The sequence below is a fragment of the Streptomyces sp. NPDC048644 genome, from assembly GCF_043199105.1.
Taxonomy (GTDB): domain Bacteria; phylum Actinomycetota; class Actinomycetes; order Streptomycetales; family Streptomycetaceae; genus Streptomyces.
In genome coordinates, this window is the sequence record NZ_JBICVO010000001.1 from 603,878 (window position 1) to 623,029 (window position 19,152).

Sequence of the window (19,152 nt, forward strand, 5' to 3'; positions counted from 1 at the left end):
CCGAGGCCCCACACACCCCCACAGGCCCATCAACCAGCACAAACAGGCTCCATGGAGGCCGCCGGGCAGCTCCGTTAGAGTGGCCGGGCCGTGGTGCTCGGGAAGACCGGTGAAGGGCCGAAGGCCCCAGCCCGGAGCGGCCCTCGCCACTGTGATCGGGAGTTTCCGACCCCTTCGGCACGCGCGCTCCGCCGCACGTGCCGGGCCACTGACCGCAGCCCGCGGCCGGGAAGGCCGGGCCCGGACGCGTGCACCCGTAAGCCAGGAGACCGGCCACGGCATCTCACGAAGTGATCCACGAGGTGCTGGAGCGTGACCGCCGTATGGCCCTGTCCACCGATCCCCCGCATATCCCTGACCCGGCCCCGGAGTTCCGCTGGCGCCGGCAGGACACCGTCCGTACCGCCGGACTGATGGCCGTCATAGCCGCCCTGCACGTCGTCGCCTTCGGCGTGCTCTTCCTCCTGGTCGTCCCGTACCACTACACGGTCGGCAGCCAGGTCTTCGGCGTCGGTCTCGGCATCACCGCCTACACCCTCGGCATGCGGCACGCCTTCGACGCCGACCACATCGCGGCGATCGACAACACCACACGCAAGCTGATGGCCGACGGCAAACGGCCCGTCTCGGTGGGCTTCTGGTTCGCCCTGGGGCACTCCAGCGTCATCGTCGCGATGGCGGCACTGGTGGCCGGCGGCGCCCAGCTCGCCGGCACCCTGCTCAACGACGATTCGCGCGCCCACCAGGTACTCGGCACCGTCGGCACCACCGTGTCCGGCAGCTTCCTCTACCTCATCGCCGCGCTCAACCTCATCGCGCTCGCCGGTATCTGGCGGGTCTTCCGCGGCATGCGCGAGGGCAGGTTCGACGAGGCGGAGCTGGCAGCACGGCTCGATTCCCGCGGGTTCATGAACCGCTTCCTGGGACGGTTCACCCGGTCCATCTCCCGGCCCGGCCAGATGTTCCCTCTGGGCTTCCTCTTCGGCCTCGGGTTCGACACCGCGACCGAGGTGACGCTGATGGTGATGGCGGGCAGCGGCGCCGCGGCCGGTCTGCCCTGGTACGCCATCCTGTGCCTGCCGCTGCTGTTCGCCGCCGGAATGAGCCTGTTCGACACCCTCGACGGCACGTTCATGAACTTCGCCTACCAGTGGGCGTTCGCCAATCCGGTGCGCAAGGTCTACTACAACCTCACCATCACCGGCCTCTCGATCGCCGTGGCCTTCTTCATCGGCACCATCGAGCTGGTGACCGTCCTGCACGACAAGCTCGGCCTCACCGACGGCGTCACCGGCTGGATCTCCGGCCTCGACCTGGACAACGTCGGCTTCATCATCGTCGGCCTGTTCGTGGTCGTCTGGGCGGCGGCGCTGGCGTACTGGCGGCTCTCCGGCGTCGAAAAGCGCTGGGCGGACCGCACGGCGACGGAGACCTGACCTGGCGGCTGCCGGCCGCGGCCCCGTCCCGCGAGGCCCGGCCGGCAGCTCCGGCACCGTCGGCCGCCGTGCCGCGCCGCCGTGCCCGTATCTCAGGTGGCGGTGCCCGCCGCCGCGCCCGTTTCCCGGTCAGGGCCCCAGCGACGGAGCGCCGCGGCGAGGTCGAGCGGACGCAGCCGGTCCGGCTCGTCGGGGCCCGGCCAGTCCTCGCGGGGCACCCGCCACATCACCTCGAACTCGTTGCCGTCCGGGTCCTTGGCGTACAGCGACTTGGACACGAGGTGATCGCTGGAGCCGACCAGCGCGCCGCGGGCGGCAAGCCGTTCCTCGGCCGCGACCAGCTCGCCCAGGGTGCCGACCTCCCAGGCCAGGTGGTAGAGCCCCACCCGTCCGGCCTCAGGGCCCGGCGCCTCGGCGCCCACCGCGAAGAGGCCGAGATCGTGATCGTTGAGCGAGCCGGGCGCGGCCAGGAAGGCCGCGCGGCCCGGCACATCTTCGGCCGTCGTGAGCCCCAGGGTCTCCCCGTAGAACGCCACGGACCTGGCCACGTCACGGACGTAGAGCACCGCGTGATTGAGGCGACGTACGGACATCGGCCCCTCCTTCTCCTCCCGGTTTCCCGCCACATACGGACACCGGCCCAGGGCCGGCAGCCGCTCCTAGTCGCGGACCAGCAGCATGATTCCGGCGACGACCACGGCCAGCACCAGCGCGGCAACGCCGTACAGCAGGCGGTGCGACTTCAGGACCGGCAGCAGGCGGTCGACGGCGTACCGGCCGGGGCCGGTCAGGGCGAGGGCAGCCGCGCTGGCGGTCAGCAGCAGTTCGTACTCGACGCCCTTGGGGGCGAAGAAGCCGCCGCCCCACTTGACGGCCAGCGCGTTGATCATCGTGCCGACCAGCGCGGCTGCCGCGAGCGGGGTGAGGAGCCCGAGGACCAGCCCGAGCCCGCCCAGCGTCTCGGTCAGCCCGGCCACCACCGCCATGGCGTGGCCCGCCGGGTAGCCACTCGCGGTGAAGAACTGCCCGGTGCCGTCGAGACCCGGGCCGTCGAACCAGCCGAAGAGTTTCTGCGAACCGTGCGCGGCCATCGTGAGCCCGACCGCCAGCCGCAGCAGGAGCAGGCCGACGTCGTAGCCGTGCGGGGACGGTGCGGACAGCGCCGAAGCGCCGGTGCGCGCGGTCGGGACGGAGCCGAGGGGGGTGGTCATCGAAAGCCGCTCTTTCCGGATCGGGAGTTACTTGAAACTTCAAGTCATTGCTTTCGACCATACACAGCGCCTCCGCCACGAACAACCACGGATACGAGCCACGGAGCCGGCCCGCCCCTACTTCCAGGGTCCACCCATGCCCCGAAAGCAGCAGGGCCGCGGACTCCCGTCACACAGACGAGTCCACGGCCCTGCACCCCGGGCCCGAGTGGGCCCGCAGCTCACGCGTGCCAGACCTCCCGGACGTGCGAGACGTCGCCTGAGCCGTTCACGGTGAGTTCGTAGATGTTGCCCGCACAGGAGAGCGGCGGCTCGACGGGCCGGTGCTTCAGGCAGGCGGTCAGGTGGCCTGCCAGTTCGGCGGTGGGCACCGTCCGGTACGCGGTCGCGCCGGCGCTCAGCTCGACCGTGGCGCCCGCGGCGAGCTGGTAGTGGGCCGCCTTGCCGGTCCCCGCATACCCCCCGCCGTTGGGGTCGCACGCGAACTCCGCCTCCCGCACGGACAGCGCGCCACCGGACGAGGCGGCCGTGACCTGCACCATCCGGTGGCCCGCCGGGATCTTCCGGGGCGTGCAGTCGAACGAGGGCTCGGGGTCGACCGGCTTGTCCCCCGATTCCGGCGCCGAAGCGGACGGGCCGGACGCCTTGGACGGTTCGGACGACGCGGCGGGCTCCGATGCGGCGGACGACGCGGATGCCCCGGGCGAGGCGGTCGCGTCGTCGCTCTTGCAGGAGGTGAGCGTGGCCAGCGCGGCGGCCAGGGCGGCTGCGGCGAGCAGGCGGCGGGTGAGCATGTCGGCGTTCTCTCTCATGTTCGACGGGGGCGATACGGACCTCGGACGGCGCCGGCGCACACCCACGGGGCCGCCCGTGGGTGTGCGCCGGGACTCCGCGGGATCCCTCAGAGACCGTTGCGGCGGTAGGGCAGGTACGGGTGGCCGCCTGCCTTCTCCGACGCGGCGTCGCCCGAGTAGTACGGGTAAGGGATGACGTGCGAGACGGTGCCCTGGGAGCCGTTGTCCTCCAGGGCGATGTACTTGGTGTGCGAGGAGTCGGCCCAGCCGCCGAAGAGGACGGTGTGGTCGCCCGCGACCAGGGCGTCGCCCGGCTTGAGGTCGTCCTTGGTGATCTGGTGGGCGGTGTCGCCGCCCATCAGGCCGTACGTGTTCAGCCCCGGCGGCTTCAGGCCCCAGGCGGCGGAGACGAAGCCCGAGCAGTCGTCCCGGTACCCGTTGGTGGTCGCCGACTGGCTGTAGCCGATCCGGTGTTCCACCCGCTCCAGGGCGCGGTCGATGATGTCCTTGCGCTCCGCCGGGAGCCCCGACGTGTCGGGCCTGTCCTGGACACCGGCGCCGGTGGTCGTGTGGTGCTTGCCCGGTGACCAGGCGTCCCAGTTGCCTTCCGTCTTCCACTTGCCGTCGCCGTGCCCCTCGGCGGGAGCGGGCCCGCCACCGCCCCCGGTACCGCCGCCGCCTCCGCCGGTGCCACCACCGCCTCCGCCACCGCCGGTGCCGCCGCCACCGCCGCCTCCGGTTCCTTGCGGCGTGGGGTGGTCACCCTTCTCCGGGTCCTTGATCTTCTTGAGGTCGTCCTCGGTCTTCTTCTCGTTGGCCTCGTACTCGGCCTTGACCTTCTTGATCTTCTCGGCGTCCGCCGACAGCTCCTCAAGCAGCTGCTTCTTGCTCTCCTCCAGGCGCGCGCTGAGCTCCGCGATCTCCTTCACGTCCGCGAGCACCTGGTAGGCCACGCCGAAGCCGGGGAGATGCGCGAGCGGCGCCGTGGCGAGGTCGATCGCCGCCGCCTTGGCCAGCGTCTCCTTGATCTCCCCGAGCCGCTCGTTCAGCTCCTTCATCCGCCGGCTGGCCGTCTGCCAGTCCTTCTCGATCTTGCCGAGTTCCGCCATCTCGACGCCGAACGTGTCGCCTGCCATCCCTGCAACCCCCGTGATGTCGTGGTGAACCGCACTGCCCGCGGTACACCGGGAAAACGCCGGACCCCGCGGCCACCAACTCCCTTGGCCGCCAGGCCCGGTGGCCACCGCACCCGCTCGGCGCCAAGCCTCAGCGTCGGACCGTACGGCCGTCGCGCGCCACGACCGTCGATCCCAACAGAGGGCGGCCCGCCATCAGTGGACGTTTTCCGGCTGTCAGTAGACCTTCGCCAGCCGGTCGACCGACTTGCCCAGGGTGGACAGGTCGTCGGAGACCTTGTTCATCTCCTTGACGCGGCCGTTGGCGACCTTGGCGAAGGCGTCGGCTGCCGGTCCGTGCCAAGTGAGCTGCCCCAGAGACGAGTTGATCTCCTTGGTCAGCCCGTCCATCTCCGCGCTCAGCTTCGCCAGCTCGGCCGCGATCTTCTGGAGGTCGGCCTCGCCGCCGCCGAACATCTGCGTCAGCACCCAGTGCGCGATCTCGGCCGGCGCCATCATGATGTCCTTGCCGACCTCGACCACGTCGCCGACCAGCTTCTTACCGTCGTCCCAAAGTTCCCCGAGACCCATCGCTACCCCCGTGGTGTGCGCGTGGCTCATACGCTGATGCCCGGTCAAATATTAGCAGTACTACGTGTACCTGACATCTCCTACACGCCACCCTCAGCGGCCTCACGGCACAGCCGCACAACCGCCTCCCCGAGCCCTGCCCGGACCGCCCCCAACACCGGCCACCGACCCCAAAGAACCCATTCCCCCGGCCCGTTCACCCCCAGGTCAGTGCGGGAGCGCCGGCCCCCGGCCGCGGATCAGTTCTCCCACTGCCCGCTCGGTCCAGTGCCCGGCCGCTCCCGGGCAGCTTGCGACGTAGGCGGCCACCGTCGCGGCATCCCACGCCCCCGCGTCAAGGAGCCCCGAGGCCAGAAACCGTACGTACGCCGATGAGGGCGGGGTCCAGGCCACATCGCCGATCCCCCACGGAGCGGTGAAGGTGAGAACGGGAAGGCCCCGCAGCTTCCCGGCGCAGACAAGGGTCTCGTAGCGGCCCTCCCCCATCACCGCCCTGCCCTCCGACAACACGGGGTTCAGATCCAGATCGACACCCGGTTCCCGGTACATCTCCTGCGCGGCGATATCGGCGAACTGCGCCGCCGACACCAGGTGCGCCCGCGCGAGGACGCGCCCCTCCGCCGCGGGGTCGTAGAAGGCGCACCCCCCTCCCCACACCGGCGACCGCGTCGCGAAGTACATCCTCCCGGCCAACTCGACGGGCACCGATTCGGCGGGCATGCGGCGATCCCGGCACCCCGGGTAGACCCTGCTCGCCCCTGGAGGCCGCCCGCCGGCGAGGTAGCAGGCGAGCCGGCCCAGGTGCATGTTCGATCCATAGGACGTGTACCAGACCCGCTGCGGACTGAGGTCGCCGAGCGGTCCCGGCTCAATGGTGTGCACAGTGCTCATACGTACTCGCGCCTCACAGGTGGGAACACCGACCCGTCCGATACGTCGTACCGGATGCCATGCGACCCCCTGGACGGATCGTGGCCATCACCGCAGCGGACGCTCTTCGCGACGCCTGCGGGGGCGTACGGAGCAGGGAGTCCCGTCACGTTCTACCGTCAACGGCCCCGTGGCGGGACCTCAGCGGGGCCGTTGGCCCGACCGGGCGGTGCTGCTCGGCCGTGCGGGCCAATGGCGGCTTGCGCGGGCTGCCCCTCCCCGCCGTCGGTGCTTCCGTGACCATCGGACCCTGCCGGCCCGCAGTCCGGCGGGCCGGCAGGCAGTCGAGGAGGCAGTCGATCGTGAGCTCCACCAAGGATGTGCCGCAGGGTGTGGTCCCCGCTCAACTGCTCAAGGGGCAGCAGGCGATGGTCACCGGTGCCAACTCCGGGATCGGCAGGGCCACGGCCATCGGCCTGGGCCGGGCCGGGGCCGATGTGGTCGTGAACTACGTGGCAGGTCGTGAAGAGGCCGAAAAAGTGGTCGACGAGATCACGGCGTTCGGCGTGCGCGCCGCCGCGTACGAAGCGGACGTGTCGAAGGAAGACCAGGTCGTGGCCATGGTGGACCGGATGGTCCGGGAGTTCGGGACGATCGACATCATGGTCGCCAACGCCGGACTGCAGCGCGACGCCCCGTTCACCGAGATGACGCTCGCCCAGTGGCAGAAGGTGCTCGACGTCAACCTCACGGGTCAGTTCCTCTGCGCCCGGGAGGCGGCGAAGGAATTTCTGCGCCGCGGGGTGGTCCCTGAGGTGTCCCGCTCGGCCGGAAAGATCATCTGTATGAGCTCCGTCCACCAGATCATTCCCTGGGCGGGGCACGCGAATTACGCCTCCTCCAAGGGCGGTGTGCAGATGCTGATGGCGACCCTTGCCCAGGAACTCGCGCCCAAGAAGATCCGTGTGAACGCTATCGCTCCGGGAGCCGTCAAGACGCCCATCAACCGCAGCGCGTGGGAGACCCCCGAGGCTCAGGATGACCTGCTGCGGCTGATCCCGTACAAGCGTGTCGGCGAGCCCGATGACATCGCCCGCGCGGCCGTCGCCCTCGCTTCCGACCTCATGGACTACGTCGTGGGCACCACGCTCTATGTGGATGGCGGGATGACCCTCTTTCCCGGCTTCGACACCGGCGGCTGACCTTCGCCCGGCTGCCCTCCCGAGCGGCAAGGCGCATGCGCGCTACGGGGTCAGCCCCGGTCCTCCGCGTCGAGCGCCTTGTCGAGGGTGATGGCGGCCATGATCAGGGACAGGTGGGTGAACGCCTGGGGGAAGTTGCCCAGTTGCTCCCCGCTCGGACCGATCTCCTCGGCGAACAGCCCGACATGGTTGGCGTAGGTCTGCATCTTCTCGAAGGTGTAGCGGGCCTGGGACAGCCGCCCCGCACGGGCCAGTGCGTCGACGTAGAGGAATGTGCACAGGCTGAAGGTGCCCTCCGAGCCGCGCAGGCCGTCCGGTGATGCCGCCGGGTCGTAGCGGTAGACGAGGCTGTCGGAGACGAGCTTGCGGTCCATCGCGTCGAGCGTGGAGAGCCAGGCCCTGTCCCGAGGAGCGATGAAATCGACCATGGGCATGAGCAGCAGCGAGGCGTCCAGGACCGCGCCGTCGTAGTGCTGGACGAAGGCGCGCTCCTGCTCGCTCCAGCCGCGTGCCATGATCTGCTCGAAGACGGCGTCCCGCGCCGTGCGCCACCGCTCCAGGTCGGCGGGTCTGCGGAAGGACTCGGCCAGGCGCAGCCCGCGGTCGAGGGCGACCCACGACATCACCCGGCTGTAGGTGAAGTCCTGACGGCCGCCGCGGGTTTCCCAGATGCCCTCGTCCGGACGGTCCCAGGATTCTGCGAACCAGTCCAGGGTCCTGGACAGCGCCTGCCATCCCTCGAAGCTGGCCTGCTGCGCGATCTCGGCCCCCTGGGAGACCGCGTAGAGGGCCTCGCCGTAGATGTCCAACTGGAGCTGGTCGGCGGCGCCGTTGCCGATGCGGACGGGGGAGGAGCCGCGGTAGCCGTCGAAGTGACCGAGTGTCTCCTCCGGCAGGTCCGGGTTGCCGTCGATCCGGTACATGGTCTGGAGCGGCTCCCCCTCCTTGCCCTCACGCTCGCGCAGTCTGTCCACCAGCCAGTGGACGAAGGCGGTGGCCTCCTCGACGAAGCCGAGGTCCAGCATGGCCCGCACGGACAGCGAGCCGTCGCGTACCCAGGTGAACCGGTAGTCCCAGTTCCGCTCCCCGCCGACCTGTTCGGGCAGGCCCGTGGTGGCCGCCGCGATCAGTGCGCCGGTGGGGGCGTAGGTGAGGAGTTTGAGGGTGATCGCCGAGCGGTGTACCCGCTCGGGCCACCGTCCCCGGTAGTGGGACCGGCGCAGCCAGTGCCGCCAGAACCGGGCGACCTCCTCGAACTGCCCGATGAGCCCGTCGACCGTGGGGGGTGCGGGCGCCTCGCCGCCGGACGCGCAGACGGTGAACACGGCGCCGCCTGACTCGCCGTCGCGCAGCGTCACCTTTCCGCGCACATCCTGGCCGTCCCGCTCCAGCGGGAAAGTGGCCCGCAGGTGCCCGTCGATCCCGGGTGCCCGGAAGCGAGCGCCGTTCTCGCCGAGTTCGAGTGCGTGCCCGGCCCGCCCGTAGTCGAAGCGCGGCCGGCACTCAAGGGTGAAGTCGACGGTCCCCCGCACGGCACGGATGCCGCGGACCAGGGTGTGCCGGTCGGTGGCGGTGCGGGTCCGGTCCGGGAGCATGAAGTCGACCACCTCGCCCACTCCGTCCGGCGACAGGAACCGGGTGACGAGGACGGCCGTATCGGGGTAATAGAGCTGCTTGCAGGTCGCGTCGGGACGCTCGGGGGCCAGCAGCAGGTACCCGCCGCGGTCGTGGTCGAGCAGGGCGGCGAAGATGCTGGGGGAGTCGAACCTGGGGGCGGCAAACCAGTCGACGACGCCGTGTGACGAGACGAGCGCGGCGGTCTGCAGGTCGCCCACCAGGCCGTGCTCGGCGATGGGTGGGTAGCGGTCCATTACGGCTCCGAAGTCTCGGAAGTCTCGGAAGCCCGCTGTCTGCTCAGCGTCGTGCTGCTGATCGTGCCGGGCGGGCTGACGCTCAGGATCCAGCCGTCAGCTCTGCTCGACGTGCAGATGGATGGGGCCTCGCAGGATGGGGCTCGGCCGGTACGGCGGCGGGTCGGTGACCAGCCGGGGGCGGTCCAGGCGACGCACCAGCGCGTCCAGCGCGATCTGGGTCTCCAACCGGGCCATCGGTCCACCGAAGCACAGGTGGATGCCGCTGCCGAACCCCAGGTGCTGGTTGTCCTGCCGGTCGGGGTCGAAGCGGTCGGGATCGTGGAAGCGCTCCGGATCCCGGCTGCCCGAGGCGAGCATGAGCATGATCTGTGAGCCCTTGGGGATGGTGGTGTCGGCGACGGTGATCTCGCTGTACGCCGCCCGCCACGGAATGATGTGTACGGGGGGCTCGTAGCGCAGCAGTTCCTCGACCAGTCGCACGATCAGGTCCGGTTCCTCGCGCAGCCGTTGCAGCACCTGCGGGTGGCGCAGCAGCGTCAGCATGCCGTTGGCGATGAGGTTGACCGTGGTCTCGTGTCCGGCGATGAGCAGCAGATTGGCGGTGCTGATGATCTCGTCGTCGGTCATCCGCCCGTCGGGCCCGTCATCGTTGGCCAGCCGCGTCAACAGGTCATCGCCGGACCGGCCGTGGCGTTGTTCCAGCAGCCCGCCGAGGTACTGGCGCAGGTCCTTCCTGGCCTGCACGCCGTTGTCCAGTTTCTCCTTCGGGTCGGTTTTGGGGTCGTAGTCGATCGAGTCGATGATGGCGTTCACCCACACGTGGAACCGCGGTTCGTCCTCGCGTGGCACGCCGAGCAGGTGGCAGATCACGGTGACAGGGAACGGGTAGGCGAAGTCGTCGACGATGTCGATCTGCTGCTTTCCTGCGAAGTCGTCGATCAGGCCGTTGACGATGGCGGTCAGGTCCGGCCGCATGCCGTCCACCAGCCCCGGGGCGTGCGGGGGGCCGAAGTGGCGCATCGCCAGGCGCCGCAGACGGTCGTGCTCGGGCGGGTCGAGGTTGATGAACGACGGCGTGGCACCTCCCTCGGTCGCGGGCATCGGCCGCAACAGGTTGCGGACGTCGGAGCTCAGATGCGGGTTGTGCAGGAGGTCCGTGAGCTCGTGGTAGGTGCTGATGACGTAGCTGCCGTCCTCCTGGAGGGCCACCGGTGTTCTGCGCAGCTCGGCGTAGAGCGGGTAGGGGTCGGCGCGGGCGGAGTAGTCGAGGATCCGGCGCAGGATGTCGGGCGTCTCGGTCGTGGTCATGTCGCTTCCCTCCTACCGGTGCTGCCACGCGGCTGTGACGCGCCGCTCTCCGGGGTCGTGGCCGGTGACGACCACCGTGGCACCCTGGGCGAGCAGCGTGGGGCCGGGGAAGTCGACGGCCACCGGCTTCGCGTCGGCGGGCTCGTCGGGCGTCGGGCAGGGCGGCGGGAAGGGCGCGGCCGTCTCGATCAACTGCCGGTAGTGGTCAAGCCACTTGGCGTTGTTGAAACTGACCGCCGCGGTGACGCGGCCCCGGTATCCGTACGCGGCGACGAAGCGGCGGTCGGGCACCGATCCCTGGGTGACGACGACCTCGTCGGCGAAGGTCGGCACACCGACGGACTTGATGTTGACGCCGAACTGGATCGACCAGAACACCGGGATGGACAGGTGCGGCCAGCGGTCCGCCTGGGCGCTGACCATGTTGTGCGCCGCGACCTCGGCCTGCTCCACGGCGTTGGCCCAGTGCTCCAGCGAGATGAGCCGGTACTCGTAGATCGGGTTCGGACAGCGTGCCACGTCTCCGGCGACGAAGATGTCGTCGGTGACCAGGCCGTTGAGGTCGAGGGCTCGGCAGCCCGTGTCGCAGGCGATTCCCCATACGCCTGCCGCCAGTCCCGATTCCCGCAGCCAGTCGGTGTTGCGGATGCCGCCGAGCGCCACCACCGCCACGTCGGCGTCGATGGTGCTGCCGTCGGCGAAGTGAGCGCGGCGAAAGCGCCCCTGCGCGTCGCCCTCCAGCCGGGTGACCTTGACGCCGCAACGCAGGTCGACGCCGTGGGCACGCTGCATGTCCGCCGCGACGTCACCGACCATGGCGCCGAGCGCCCCGACCAGCGGGGCAGGCGCGAGCTCGGCGACGGTCACCGGGATGTCCCGCTCGCGGCAGATGGAGGCGATCTCGGAGCCGGTGAAGCCCGCGCCGATGACCAGTACGCGGGAGGGCCCGGCGGCGAGGGCTCGCTGCAGGCCGTCGGCGTGCTCACGGGTGCGGACGACGAACACCCCGTCCAGGGCTGCCTCGGCCTCGACGAACCACGGCCGGGCCCGTACCCCGGTGCAGATCAGCACCCGGTCGAAGGGGATCTCACGGCCGTCGGCGAGATGCACGTGGTTGCTCGCCAGGTCCAGCCCGTCGGCGGGCACGCCCAGCAGCCACTCCGCATCGATGTCACGACGTCGTGGCAGCGTGGTGTCCCCGGCCGGCACCCACCCGGTCAGCACCTGCTTGGACAGCGGGGGCCGGTCATAGGGCTCACCCACCTCGTCACCGATCATGGTCAACGACCCGGTGAATCCCTCGGCGCGCAGAGCCTCCGCGGCCCGCAGTCCCGCCAGTGACGCCCCGACGATCACGATGCGGCCGTCACGCTTGAACGCTTGCAGGGTGTCAGCGCTGCTCATGACGGCGGCGCCTTCACCGGCGCGTCCCGCTCCTCGGACAGCTCGACCAGAATGGCCTGGACCGGGCAGGCCGCCGCGGCGCGCAGCACCTGTTCGCGCTGGCCGTCGTCGGGGTTCGGGTGGTACATCAGCGCTTCCTCGCCGTGCATCCGGAAGGCTTCCGGAGCCAGGAACGCGCATTGCGCATACCCCTGGCACCGGGAAAGATCAACGGAAACTTTCATCCCGAACTCCATTTCAGGGACTGCGAAGCTGCGGACCCTGAGGCGGCGCCACTACTGCGCCCAAAGCGCGAGGCACGCCTTCGAGGAAGGGATTCGGCAGTTGCTCACCCCTGCGGTAAGGAAGGGGCGCACCGCGCTCGTCAAAGGTCTCCGCAGGAAGATTCGATCATCGCGAATGAGGTCCCAGCGTCTGCAAAACCGCCTGGAGAACCTGACCTTGCCATCAAAAGCCTATCCCGCGCCCGGGTCGTCCGCACCCTGGCCGGCCGGTGTACATCAGGCGCCGTGTACAGCGGCACGTCGAGGCGGTCGATCTCGTGCTGGATGAGGCGGGCGCCCAACTCCGTTCGGAAGGAGGGCTGATGGCACACGTCCGGACTGAGGACCGCACGGGGCACGCGGCGCACGCGCGGGCGGTGGCCCAGACCAAGAGGGCAGAGAAGGAGGCACCCACAGAGGCACGCACAACACAAGGCAGCCAAGGCGCTCGCCGCGCTGAAGCAGGGAATCGGCACTGGAAACGGCGTCCTGACCGCGCCGACGTGTACGGCATGTGCGCTGCCAGGCGGAGGGCCCTCAGCGCATCGACGCAAAGGGCCCTCTGACCTGCTATTCCTCTGTGGGCACAGACGGATTTGAACCGCCGACATCTGCTTTGTAAGAGCAGCGCTCTACCGCTGAGCTATGCGCCCTGGCCGAGCCGACAGACTACCTTGCCGCTGGGGCTGAACTGCAAGCCAGTAGGTGAATCGCGAACTTACCGGCCGGTGTGTTCGTTTCTCCCGAGTGGGAGAATGACAGCCGGTTCTGGGGCGATCCGATCGGGAGAGGGATGTGACGGCGACAGACACGCAGCCGCACGAGCAGCGAGCACGCCGTCGAGCCCGCGGGGGGCCGGTGCGTGACCTGGTGGCGCTCGCGCTGCTGCCGTTGCCGTTGCTGGTGGCGGCGGCTCCGGCGGCGTTCGCCGGGGGCGGTACGCGGCGCTGGTTCGGGCGCGGGGACGGGCAGCGGGCGGAGGCGCAGGCCGCGAAGGATGCCGCCGCGGCGGCGTTCTACGAGCTGGACACCGCGCAGCGGGAGCTGCGGATCTCGATAGAGACCATCACCGCGGTCGACAACTCCCCGCGCGCCAGGAAGGCCGCCGCTGACTATGAGGCGTTCGGCCACCGGATCGACGAGGTCAGCCAGGGCTACATCGCCGCCGTGGACAGCCACGACCTGGACCGTGACGATCTGGACAGCGCGTCGGCAGGGCGTGCGCGGGCCGATCTGACGCGGGCCAAGGAGGAGCTGGAGCGCGTCAAGGGCGAGCTCGAACGGTTCGCGCAGGGGCTGGGGCCGCTGTTGCAGACCGCGGAGACGCAGCTTGCCCGGCTGGCGCCGGCCGTCGAGCGGGGCAGACAGGGGCTGCTCGCGGCGAGCAACGCCCTGGACGAGGTGCGCGCGAAGGGGCTGAAGGCCGACGATCTCGCGGCGCGGCTGGCGTCGCTCGCGCCGGAGCTGACCAAGCTCAACGAAGGCGCGGGCCGGCACGGCGTGCAGGAGACGATCCGGCGGGCCGATGACGTGCTGCGCAAGGCCGAGGAGCTGCGGGCGGAGGCCGAGCGGCTGCCGGAGCGGGCCGCGGAGATCGACAAACGGCTGGTGTCGCTGCGGACCCGCGCGCAGGCGATCACGACCCGTGCCGGGCAGGTCGATCCGGTGCTCAGCGAACTGCGGCGCCGCTACAGCGCGGCCTGCTGGCAGGATCTGCAGCAGGTGCCTGAGCAGGCGGCGCAGTCCGTACGGCAGGCCGAGGTGAAGCTGCGCGAGGCCCAGCAGGCGCGGGACGAGCAGCGGTGGGCGGACGCGACGAGCCGGCTGGCGACGGTCCGTGCGCTGCTGGACACCACGGGGGACGCGGTTTCGGCGGCCGGTGACCGCCTCCAGCGGCTCGACGCGGTGTCGTTCGACCGGCAGCAGGAGGTGGACCGTACGCGCTTCGCCATCCGGGACGCCCAGCGTCTGGCGATGTCCGGGCGCAGCACCCCCGATCCCCGGCACGCCCGCCCCTTGGACGACGCGGTGGCGCGTCTTGACCGTGCGGTGGCGGGCCTGGAGGGCCGGCATCCGGACTGGTGGCACTTCCTGACGGAGACCGAGGCGGTGCGTCTGACCGCGTCACGGGTGGTGCAGGAGATCCGGGAGGAACGGGGCGGCGCGGGCGCCTGAGGGCCTGCGGTCCGGGGGCGGAGGCGTGGGCCGAGAGGCGGCGCGTTGGCGCGGTACGGCATACCGGCGGATCCTGGAGTGGAGTACGGCCCAGGCGGCACATCTGCGCGAGGGAGGCCGGACATGGCTACCACTGGGGCTACCGGGACGACGAGGGTGGGGCCGTCCGGCCTGCACGGACCCTCGAACCTGTTCCACGGAGGCAAACTGCGTCACACCCGTCTCGACGAGCATCTGCCGACGGACCACAGTCTGAGCAAGGTCTACCGCGTCGGCGCGGGCCTGATGGGGCTCGTGCTGGTCGCCTTCGGCATCCTCGGCCTGATCGACAAGATCGGCTTCTTCGACACCGGTGGCGCCACCGTCACCGGGCTCAACACCAACGGTGCGCTGAGCGTCCTGTCCATCGTCGTGGGCGTGGTGCTCTTCGCCGGCATGGTGATCGGCGGGAATTTCGCCTCCACCCTCAACATCGTGCTGGGCGTCCTGTTCCTGCTGAGCGGCTTCGTGAATCTGGCGCTGCTCGAAACGGACGCGAACTTCCTCGCGTTCAAGATCCAGAACGTGCTGTTCAGCTTCGTGGTGGGCCTGATGCTGCTGGTGTTCGGGATGTACGGCCGGGTCAGCGGCGGGTTGTCGCACGACAACCCGTACTGGCGGGCCCGCCATCCCGAAGCGGTACGGGAGGGGACGCATCAGCGGGTGCACCCCGGCACCGCCACCGGCGCTCAGCGGGCCGTGGTGGGGCCCCACCGGGCGGGCCCAGCAGCCGTCGGGGAAGCGACGCCGCAGCAGACAGCCGCCCGGCGCCGGGTCGCGGAGGAGGCGCACGGTACGGAGCGGACGCACGGTGAGGAGCGGACGCACGGGGAGGGCCGCACGCGCGAGTAGGCGGGGCGTGTGAGTAGGCGCGGCGTGTGAGTAGGCGCGGCGTGCGGAGAACGAGCAGGAAGGGCCGTCCGGAGCCCATGCCCCGGGCGGCCCTTCGCTTCGCGCGCCGGGAAACGGATCTCGAAAACAATTGCTAATTAACTATTTCTTGTGCGAATCTGGAGGGGCGTCGGCAGCGGAGGCCGTCGGCGCGCAGGGATCAGCACCGTCGGAGGGGGACGACAGATGCCGCAGTCCGGGGGCCCCGCCGCGTACGCGGGGCGTGGCGTGCATGCCGTGGCGGTGGAAGCGCTGGCGAAGCGGATCTTCAACGGCACCTACGGCGTGGGGGACATCGTCGACCTGCGGAGCCTGATGGCCGAGCTGGACGTCAGCCAGACGGTGCTGCGCGAGGCCATAAAGGTGCTGACCACCAAGGGCCTGCTGGACGCGCGGCAGAAGCGCGGCACCTTCGTCCGCCCCCAGGAGCAGTGGAATCTCCTCGACAGCGACGTGCTGCGCTGGAAGCTGGCGGCGGGCGCCTCGCCCGGCTTCTTCACCGAGCTGCTGGCGCTGCGCCGTTCGATAGAACCGGCCGCCGCCGCGCTGGCCGCGCAGCACCGCACCGAGGACGACCTCGGCTCGCTCGACGCGACGCTCAGCGCGATGGCCGCGACCGACAGCGATCCCGTGCTGCTGGTGCGCGCCGACGCCTCGTTCCACACGGCGCTGCTGGCCGCCTCGCACAATCGCTTCTACGCGCAGATGTACCGGGTGATCGTGCCCGTACTGATCCAGCGCGACCGCACGGTGCACGCCGGCGCGTTCGAGCATCCGCACCCCTCGCACGCCGAGGTCGTCGAGTCCATACGCAGCCGGGACGCCGAGGGCGCATCCCTGTCGATGCACGCACTGCTCGACATGTCCGGCCGCGACCATCCCTGACGGGACGCGACAACCGGCGCCCCGGCCTCCCGGCACCCTCCGCGACGCACCGGCAGATGCGGCGAAGACCGCGACGGCGGCGAGACGAAGACACAGGCGAAGACGAAGACACACGACGCACCACGCAAGACCTACGTAGCGAGCCGGTGCACGGCGCCGGGAGGAAAGGACGGCCGTCCCGTGAAGATCAGCCGCATCGAGACGTTCCTCGCCCCGCCGCGCTGGATGTTCGTGCGCGTGGAGACCGACGACGGCCTGGTCGGCTGGGGCGAGCCCGTGGTCGAGGGGCGGGCGGAACCCGTGCGGGCGGCCGTGGAAGTGCTGGCCGAATACCTGCTGGGCCAGGATCCGGCGCGTATCGAGGACCACTGGCAGGTGATGACCAAGGGCGGTTTCTACCGGGGCGGCCCGGTGCTGTCCTCCGCCGTCGCGGGCCTCGATCAGGCGCTGTGGGACATCAAGGGCAAGCGGCACGGGCTGCCCGTGTACCAGTTGCTCGGCGGGCCGGTACGCGAGAAGGTCCGGGCCTACGCGTGGGTGGGCGGCGACGAGCCGGGGGCGATCCGGGACGCGCTGACCGCGCAGATCGAGGCCGGATTCACCGCCGTCAAGATGAACGGCTGCGGCCGGATGACTCCGGTGGCCACCCGCGCGGAGATACGGGAGTGTCTGCTGCGCGCCGAGACCGCGCGGGAAACGCTCGGCGAGGAACGGGACTTCGGGCTCGACTTCCACGGCCGGGTCTCCCCCGCCAACGCCCGCAGACTGCTGCCGCTGCTCGCTCCGTATGCGCCGATGTTCGTCGAGGAGCCCGTGCTCTCCGAGCAGATGCACGCCGTCCCCGACCTCGTCAACGCCTCCAACATCCCGCTGGCCCTGGGGGAACGCCTCTTCAGCAGGCGCGAGTTCCTGGCCCCGCTGGCGGCGGGGGTGGCGATCGTGCAGCCGGACATCTCGCATGCGGGCGGCATCTCCGAACTCCGCCGGATCGCCGCCCTCGCCGAGATGTACGGCGCCCAGCTCGCTCCGCACTGCCCGCTCGGCCCCGTCGCGCTCGCCGCCAGCCTCCAAGTCGCCTTCACCACACCGAACTTCCTCATCCAGGAGCAGTCCATCGGCATCCACTACAACAAGGGCGCCGAACTGCTGGACTACGTCGCGGATCCGGAGCCGTTCCGCTTCCACGGCGGGTCACTGCTGCGCACCGACCGGCCGGGGCTCGGCGTCGAGGTGGACGAGGCCGCCGTACGCGCGGCCGACGCGAAGGGGCACGCCTGGCGCAACCCCGTCTGGCGGTACGAGGACGGGTCGTTCGCCGAATGGTGACGCACCGGCCCGAGCCCCCACGGCAAAACTGACCCACGCCCGCACCCTCCCCACCCCGCACCCCACACCCCTCGCCCCGCACGACCCGCGCAGCGCACCGGCGCCGGGAGCACGAGAGAAGAGAAGGCAGGAGCCGGACCATGGACTTCAACGCGGCGCTCGACGCCGAGCGGCTGGTGGCCATCATCCGCGGCAAGGACGCCGAGGCGTCCTTCCGTACGGTCATGACCTTGGCCGAGGCCGGGATCCCGCTGATAGAGGTCTCGCTCAGCGGGGCCGACGCGCTCGGCGTCATCCGGCGGGCACGCGCCGAACTGGGCGACACCGCCTGGCTCGGCGCCGGCACCGTACTGACCGCGCAGCACGCCGCCGACGCCGTCGACGCGGGCGCGAACCTGCTGGTCACTCCCGGTCTCGGGGCCGGGGCCGAGGAGGCCGTACGGCTCGGCGTCCCGGTGCTCGCGGGCGTGCTGACGCCGTCCGACGTGATCGCCGCTGATGCGCTGGGCGTGACGGCGCTGAAGCTGTTCCCGGCCTCGGTCGGCGGTCCTTCCTACCTGAAGGCGCTCCGCGCGCCGTTCCCCGGGCTGCCGTTCGTCCCCGTCGGCGGGGTGGACGCGGTCGCGGCGCGCGCCTATCTGGACGCCGGGGCGGTGGCGGTCGGCGTCGGTTCCCCGCTGATCGGCGACGCGGCGGACGGCGGCGATCTGTCCGGACTGCGCCGTCGCGCCGCGGAGTTCACGGCGGTGTGCGCACGATGAGCACGGTGAGGGAGCGCCCGGACGTCTTCACCCTCGGCGAGACGATGGTGGCGCTGCGCGGCAGCGGCCCGCTGAAACTCGGCGGCACGATGGAGGTCTCCGTGGCCGGCGCGGAGAGCAACGTCGCGATCGGCCTGTCCCGCCTCGGCCACGAGGTGCGCTGGGCGGGGGCGGTCGGCGACGACGAGGCGGGGCAGCTCGTGCTGCGGACGCTGCGCGCCGAGGGGGTGGACGTGTCCGGAGCGTCGGTCGACTCCGGTGCGCCGACCGGCCTGCTGCTCTTCGAGCCCCGGCTGCCGGACGTGACGCGGGTGCATTACTATCGCGCGGGCTCGGCCGGCTCCCGGCTCCGGGCGGAGGCCGTCGAGCGGGCCTTCGGCACGGCCCCGCCGCGCGTCCTGCACCTCACCGGCATCACCCCGGCGCTCGGCCCCGCGGCCCGCGAGGCGGCGGAGACCGCCCTCCAACTGGCCGCGCGGCACGGCACGTTGGTCTGCATTGACGTCAACTTCCGCGCCCGCCTGTGGAGTCGCGAGGAGGCCGCGCGGGTGATGCGCGCCTGGGCGCCGCACGCGGACGTCCTGATCGCCTCCGACGACGAACTGCCGCTCTGCCTGCCCCCGGCGGGCGACTCCCCTGCGGCCGGCCCCGCCCTGCCCCTCACGGCGCAGGCCGAGGCGTTGCGGGCGCTGGGAGCCGGCGAGGTCGTGGTGAAACTCGGCGCCGACGGGGCGACGGCCTTCACCTCCGGCGGCCCGCTGCACCGCCGCGCGATACCGGTGCGGGCGGTGGATCCCGTCGGCGCGGGCGACGCCTTCGTGTCCGGCTACCTCTCGGCCCTGCTGGACGGCGCCGGTCCTGACGAACGTCTCGAACGGGCCGTGACCACCGGCGCCTTCGCGGTGGCCTCGCACGGCGACTGGGAAGGCGCGCCGACCCGCGCGGAGCTGAGCATGCTGGGCGCGCCGCCCGGCACCGTCGTGCGCTGACCGTCCCCGGCTAATCTG

The 19,152-nt window shown here is 70.9% G+C and carries 18 protein-coding genes, 1 tRNA gene and 1 riboswitch; of the genes, 8 read left to right on the forward strand and 11 right to left on the reverse strand.

Going from position 1 to position 19,152, the window contains the following annotated elements; genetic code table 11:
* Positions 1 to 74 precede the first annotated feature (74 nt).
* Positions 75 to 293: riboswitch (cobalamin riboswitch) on the forward strand.
* The gene (locus ACGFNI_RS02720) at positions 291 to 1,436 is read left to right on the forward strand and encodes a HoxN/HupN/NixA family nickel/cobalt transporter (RefSeq protein WP_393679913.1); all 1,146 of its coding nucleotides are present in this window, start codon (positions 291 to 293) and stop codon (positions 1,434 to 1,436) included. It overlaps the preceding riboswitch by 3 nt.
* Before the next feature lie 92 nt (positions 1,437 to 1,528).
* Here the strand turns inward: ACGFNI_RS02720 and ACGFNI_RS02725 are convergent, their stop codons facing one another.
* From ACGFNI_RS02725 to ACGFNI_RS02750, 6 genes are all read right to left on the reverse strand, one after another.
* The gene (locus ACGFNI_RS02725) at positions 1,529 to 2,029 is read right to left on the reverse strand and encodes a VOC family protein (protein WP_393679914.1); all 501 of its coding nucleotides are present in this window, start codon (positions 2,027 to 2,029) and stop codon (positions 1,529 to 1,531) included.
* A gap of 66 nt (positions 2,030 to 2,095) precedes the next feature.
* Positions 2,096 to 2,647: a DoxX family protein gene (locus ACGFNI_RS02730; RefSeq protein WP_393679916.1), complete on the reverse strand. Its 552-nt coding sequence runs from the start codon at positions 2,645 to 2,647 to the stop codon at positions 2,096 to 2,098.
* Between the two features lie 221 nt (positions 2,648 to 2,868).
* Positions 2,869 to 3,459, reverse strand: a complete 591-nt coding sequence (locus ACGFNI_RS02735) for a hypothetical protein (protein ID WP_393679917.1) — start codon at positions 3,457 to 3,459, stop codon at positions 2,869 to 2,871.
* 89 nt (positions 3,460 to 3,548) lie between these two features.
* Positions 3,549 to 4,577, reverse strand: coding sequence for a hypothetical protein (locus tag ACGFNI_RS02740; protein ID WP_393679919.1), 1,029 nt, complete (start codon positions 4,575 to 4,577; stop codon positions 3,549 to 3,551).
* Positions 4,578 to 4,793: 216 nt separating this feature from the next.
* Positions 4,794 to 5,177 (reverse strand): WXG100 family type VII secretion target, encoded by a 384-nt coding sequence (locus ACGFNI_RS02745; RefSeq protein ID WP_393679920.1) that lies wholly within the window; start codon positions 5,175 to 5,177, stop codon positions 4,794 to 4,796.
* Between the two features lie 177 nt (positions 5,178 to 5,354).
* Positions 5,355 to 6,038: a histone deacetylase gene (locus ACGFNI_RS02750; protein ID WP_393679922.1), complete on the reverse strand. Its 684-nt coding sequence runs from the start codon at positions 6,036 to 6,038 to the stop codon at positions 5,355 to 5,357.
* A 341-nt stretch (positions 6,039 to 6,379) separates the two neighbouring features.
* On the opposite strand from ACGFNI_RS02750, the gene ACGFNI_RS02755 reads away from it, so the two are divergent.
* Complete coding sequence (locus ACGFNI_RS02755) at positions 6,380 to 7,219, forward strand: SDR family oxidoreductase (protein WP_393679923.1); 840 nt, start codon at positions 6,380 to 6,382, stop codon at positions 7,217 to 7,219.
* Positions 7,220 to 7,269: 50 nt separating this feature from the next.
* Here the strand turns inward: ACGFNI_RS02755 and ACGFNI_RS02760 are convergent, their stop codons facing one another.
* From ACGFNI_RS02760 to ACGFNI_RS02780, 5 genes are all read right to left on the reverse strand, one after another.
* On the reverse strand, positions 7,270 to 9,090 hold the full coding sequence (locus tag ACGFNI_RS02760; RefSeq protein ID WP_393679924.1) for a glycoside hydrolase family 15 protein: 1,821 nt from the start codon (positions 9,088 to 9,090) through the stop codon (positions 7,270 to 7,272).
* 96 nt (positions 9,091 to 9,186) lie between these two features.
* The gene (locus ACGFNI_RS02765) at positions 9,187 to 10,401 is read right to left on the reverse strand and encodes a cytochrome P450 (RefSeq protein WP_393679926.1); all 1,215 of its coding nucleotides are present in this window, start codon (positions 10,399 to 10,401) and stop codon (positions 9,187 to 9,189) included.
* 12 nt (positions 10,402 to 10,413) lie between these two features.
* Positions 10,414 to 11,805 (reverse strand): NAD(P)/FAD-dependent oxidoreductase, encoded by a 1,392-nt coding sequence (locus ACGFNI_RS02770; protein ID WP_393679927.1) that lies wholly within the window; start codon positions 11,803 to 11,805, stop codon positions 10,414 to 10,416.
* Positions 11,802 to 12,029 (reverse strand): ferredoxin, encoded by a 228-nt coding sequence (locus ACGFNI_RS02775; protein ID WP_393679928.1) that lies wholly within the window; start codon positions 12,027 to 12,029, stop codon positions 11,802 to 11,804. The genes ACGFNI_RS02770 and ACGFNI_RS02775 overlap by 4 nt, the downstream gene beginning before the upstream one ends.
* Before the next feature lie 620 nt (positions 12,030 to 12,649).
* A tRNA-Val gene (locus tag ACGFNI_RS02780) sits at positions 12,650 to 12,721 on the reverse strand.
* A gap of 142 nt (positions 12,722 to 12,863) precedes the next feature.
* On the opposite strand from ACGFNI_RS02780, the gene ACGFNI_RS02785 reads away from it, so the two are divergent.
* The 6 genes from ACGFNI_RS02785 to ACGFNI_RS02810 all read left to right on the forward strand — a co-directional run bounded on the left by ACGFNI_RS02785 (position 12,864) and on the right by ACGFNI_RS02810 (position 19,134).
* Positions 12,864 to 14,243 (forward strand): hypothetical protein, encoded by a 1,380-nt coding sequence (locus tag ACGFNI_RS02785; RefSeq protein ID WP_393679929.1) that lies wholly within the window; start codon positions 12,864 to 12,866, stop codon positions 14,241 to 14,243.
* A 123-nt stretch (positions 14,244 to 14,366) separates the two neighbouring features.
* A complete protein-coding gene (locus ACGFNI_RS02790; protein WP_393679930.1) occupies positions 14,367 to 15,134 on the forward strand; it encodes a DUF4383 domain-containing protein in 768 nt (255 codons plus the stop codon).
* 225 nt (positions 15,135 to 15,359) lie between these two features.
* On the forward strand, positions 15,360 to 16,058 hold the full coding sequence (locus tag ACGFNI_RS02795) for a FadR/GntR family transcriptional regulator (protein ID WP_393679931.1): 699 nt from the start codon (positions 15,360 to 15,362) through the stop codon (positions 16,056 to 16,058).
* Between the two features lie 180 nt (positions 16,059 to 16,238).
* A complete protein-coding gene (gene dgoD / locus ACGFNI_RS02800; protein ID WP_393679932.1) occupies positions 16,239 to 17,384 on the forward strand; it encodes a galactonate dehydratase in 1,146 nt (381 codons plus the stop codon).
* Positions 17,385 to 17,524: 140 nt separating this feature from the next.
* Complete coding sequence (locus ACGFNI_RS02805; RefSeq protein WP_393679933.1) at positions 17,525 to 18,145, forward strand: bifunctional 4-hydroxy-2-oxoglutarate aldolase/2-dehydro-3-deoxy-phosphogluconate aldolase; 621 nt, start codon at positions 17,525 to 17,527, stop codon at positions 18,143 to 18,145.
* Positions 18,142 to 19,134 (forward strand): sugar kinase, encoded by a 993-nt coding sequence (locus tag ACGFNI_RS02810; protein ID WP_393679935.1) that lies wholly within the window; start codon positions 18,142 to 18,144, stop codon positions 19,132 to 19,134. The genes ACGFNI_RS02805 and ACGFNI_RS02810 overlap by 4 nt, the downstream gene beginning before the upstream one ends.
* Positions 19,135 to 19,152: the final 18 nt, after the last annotated feature.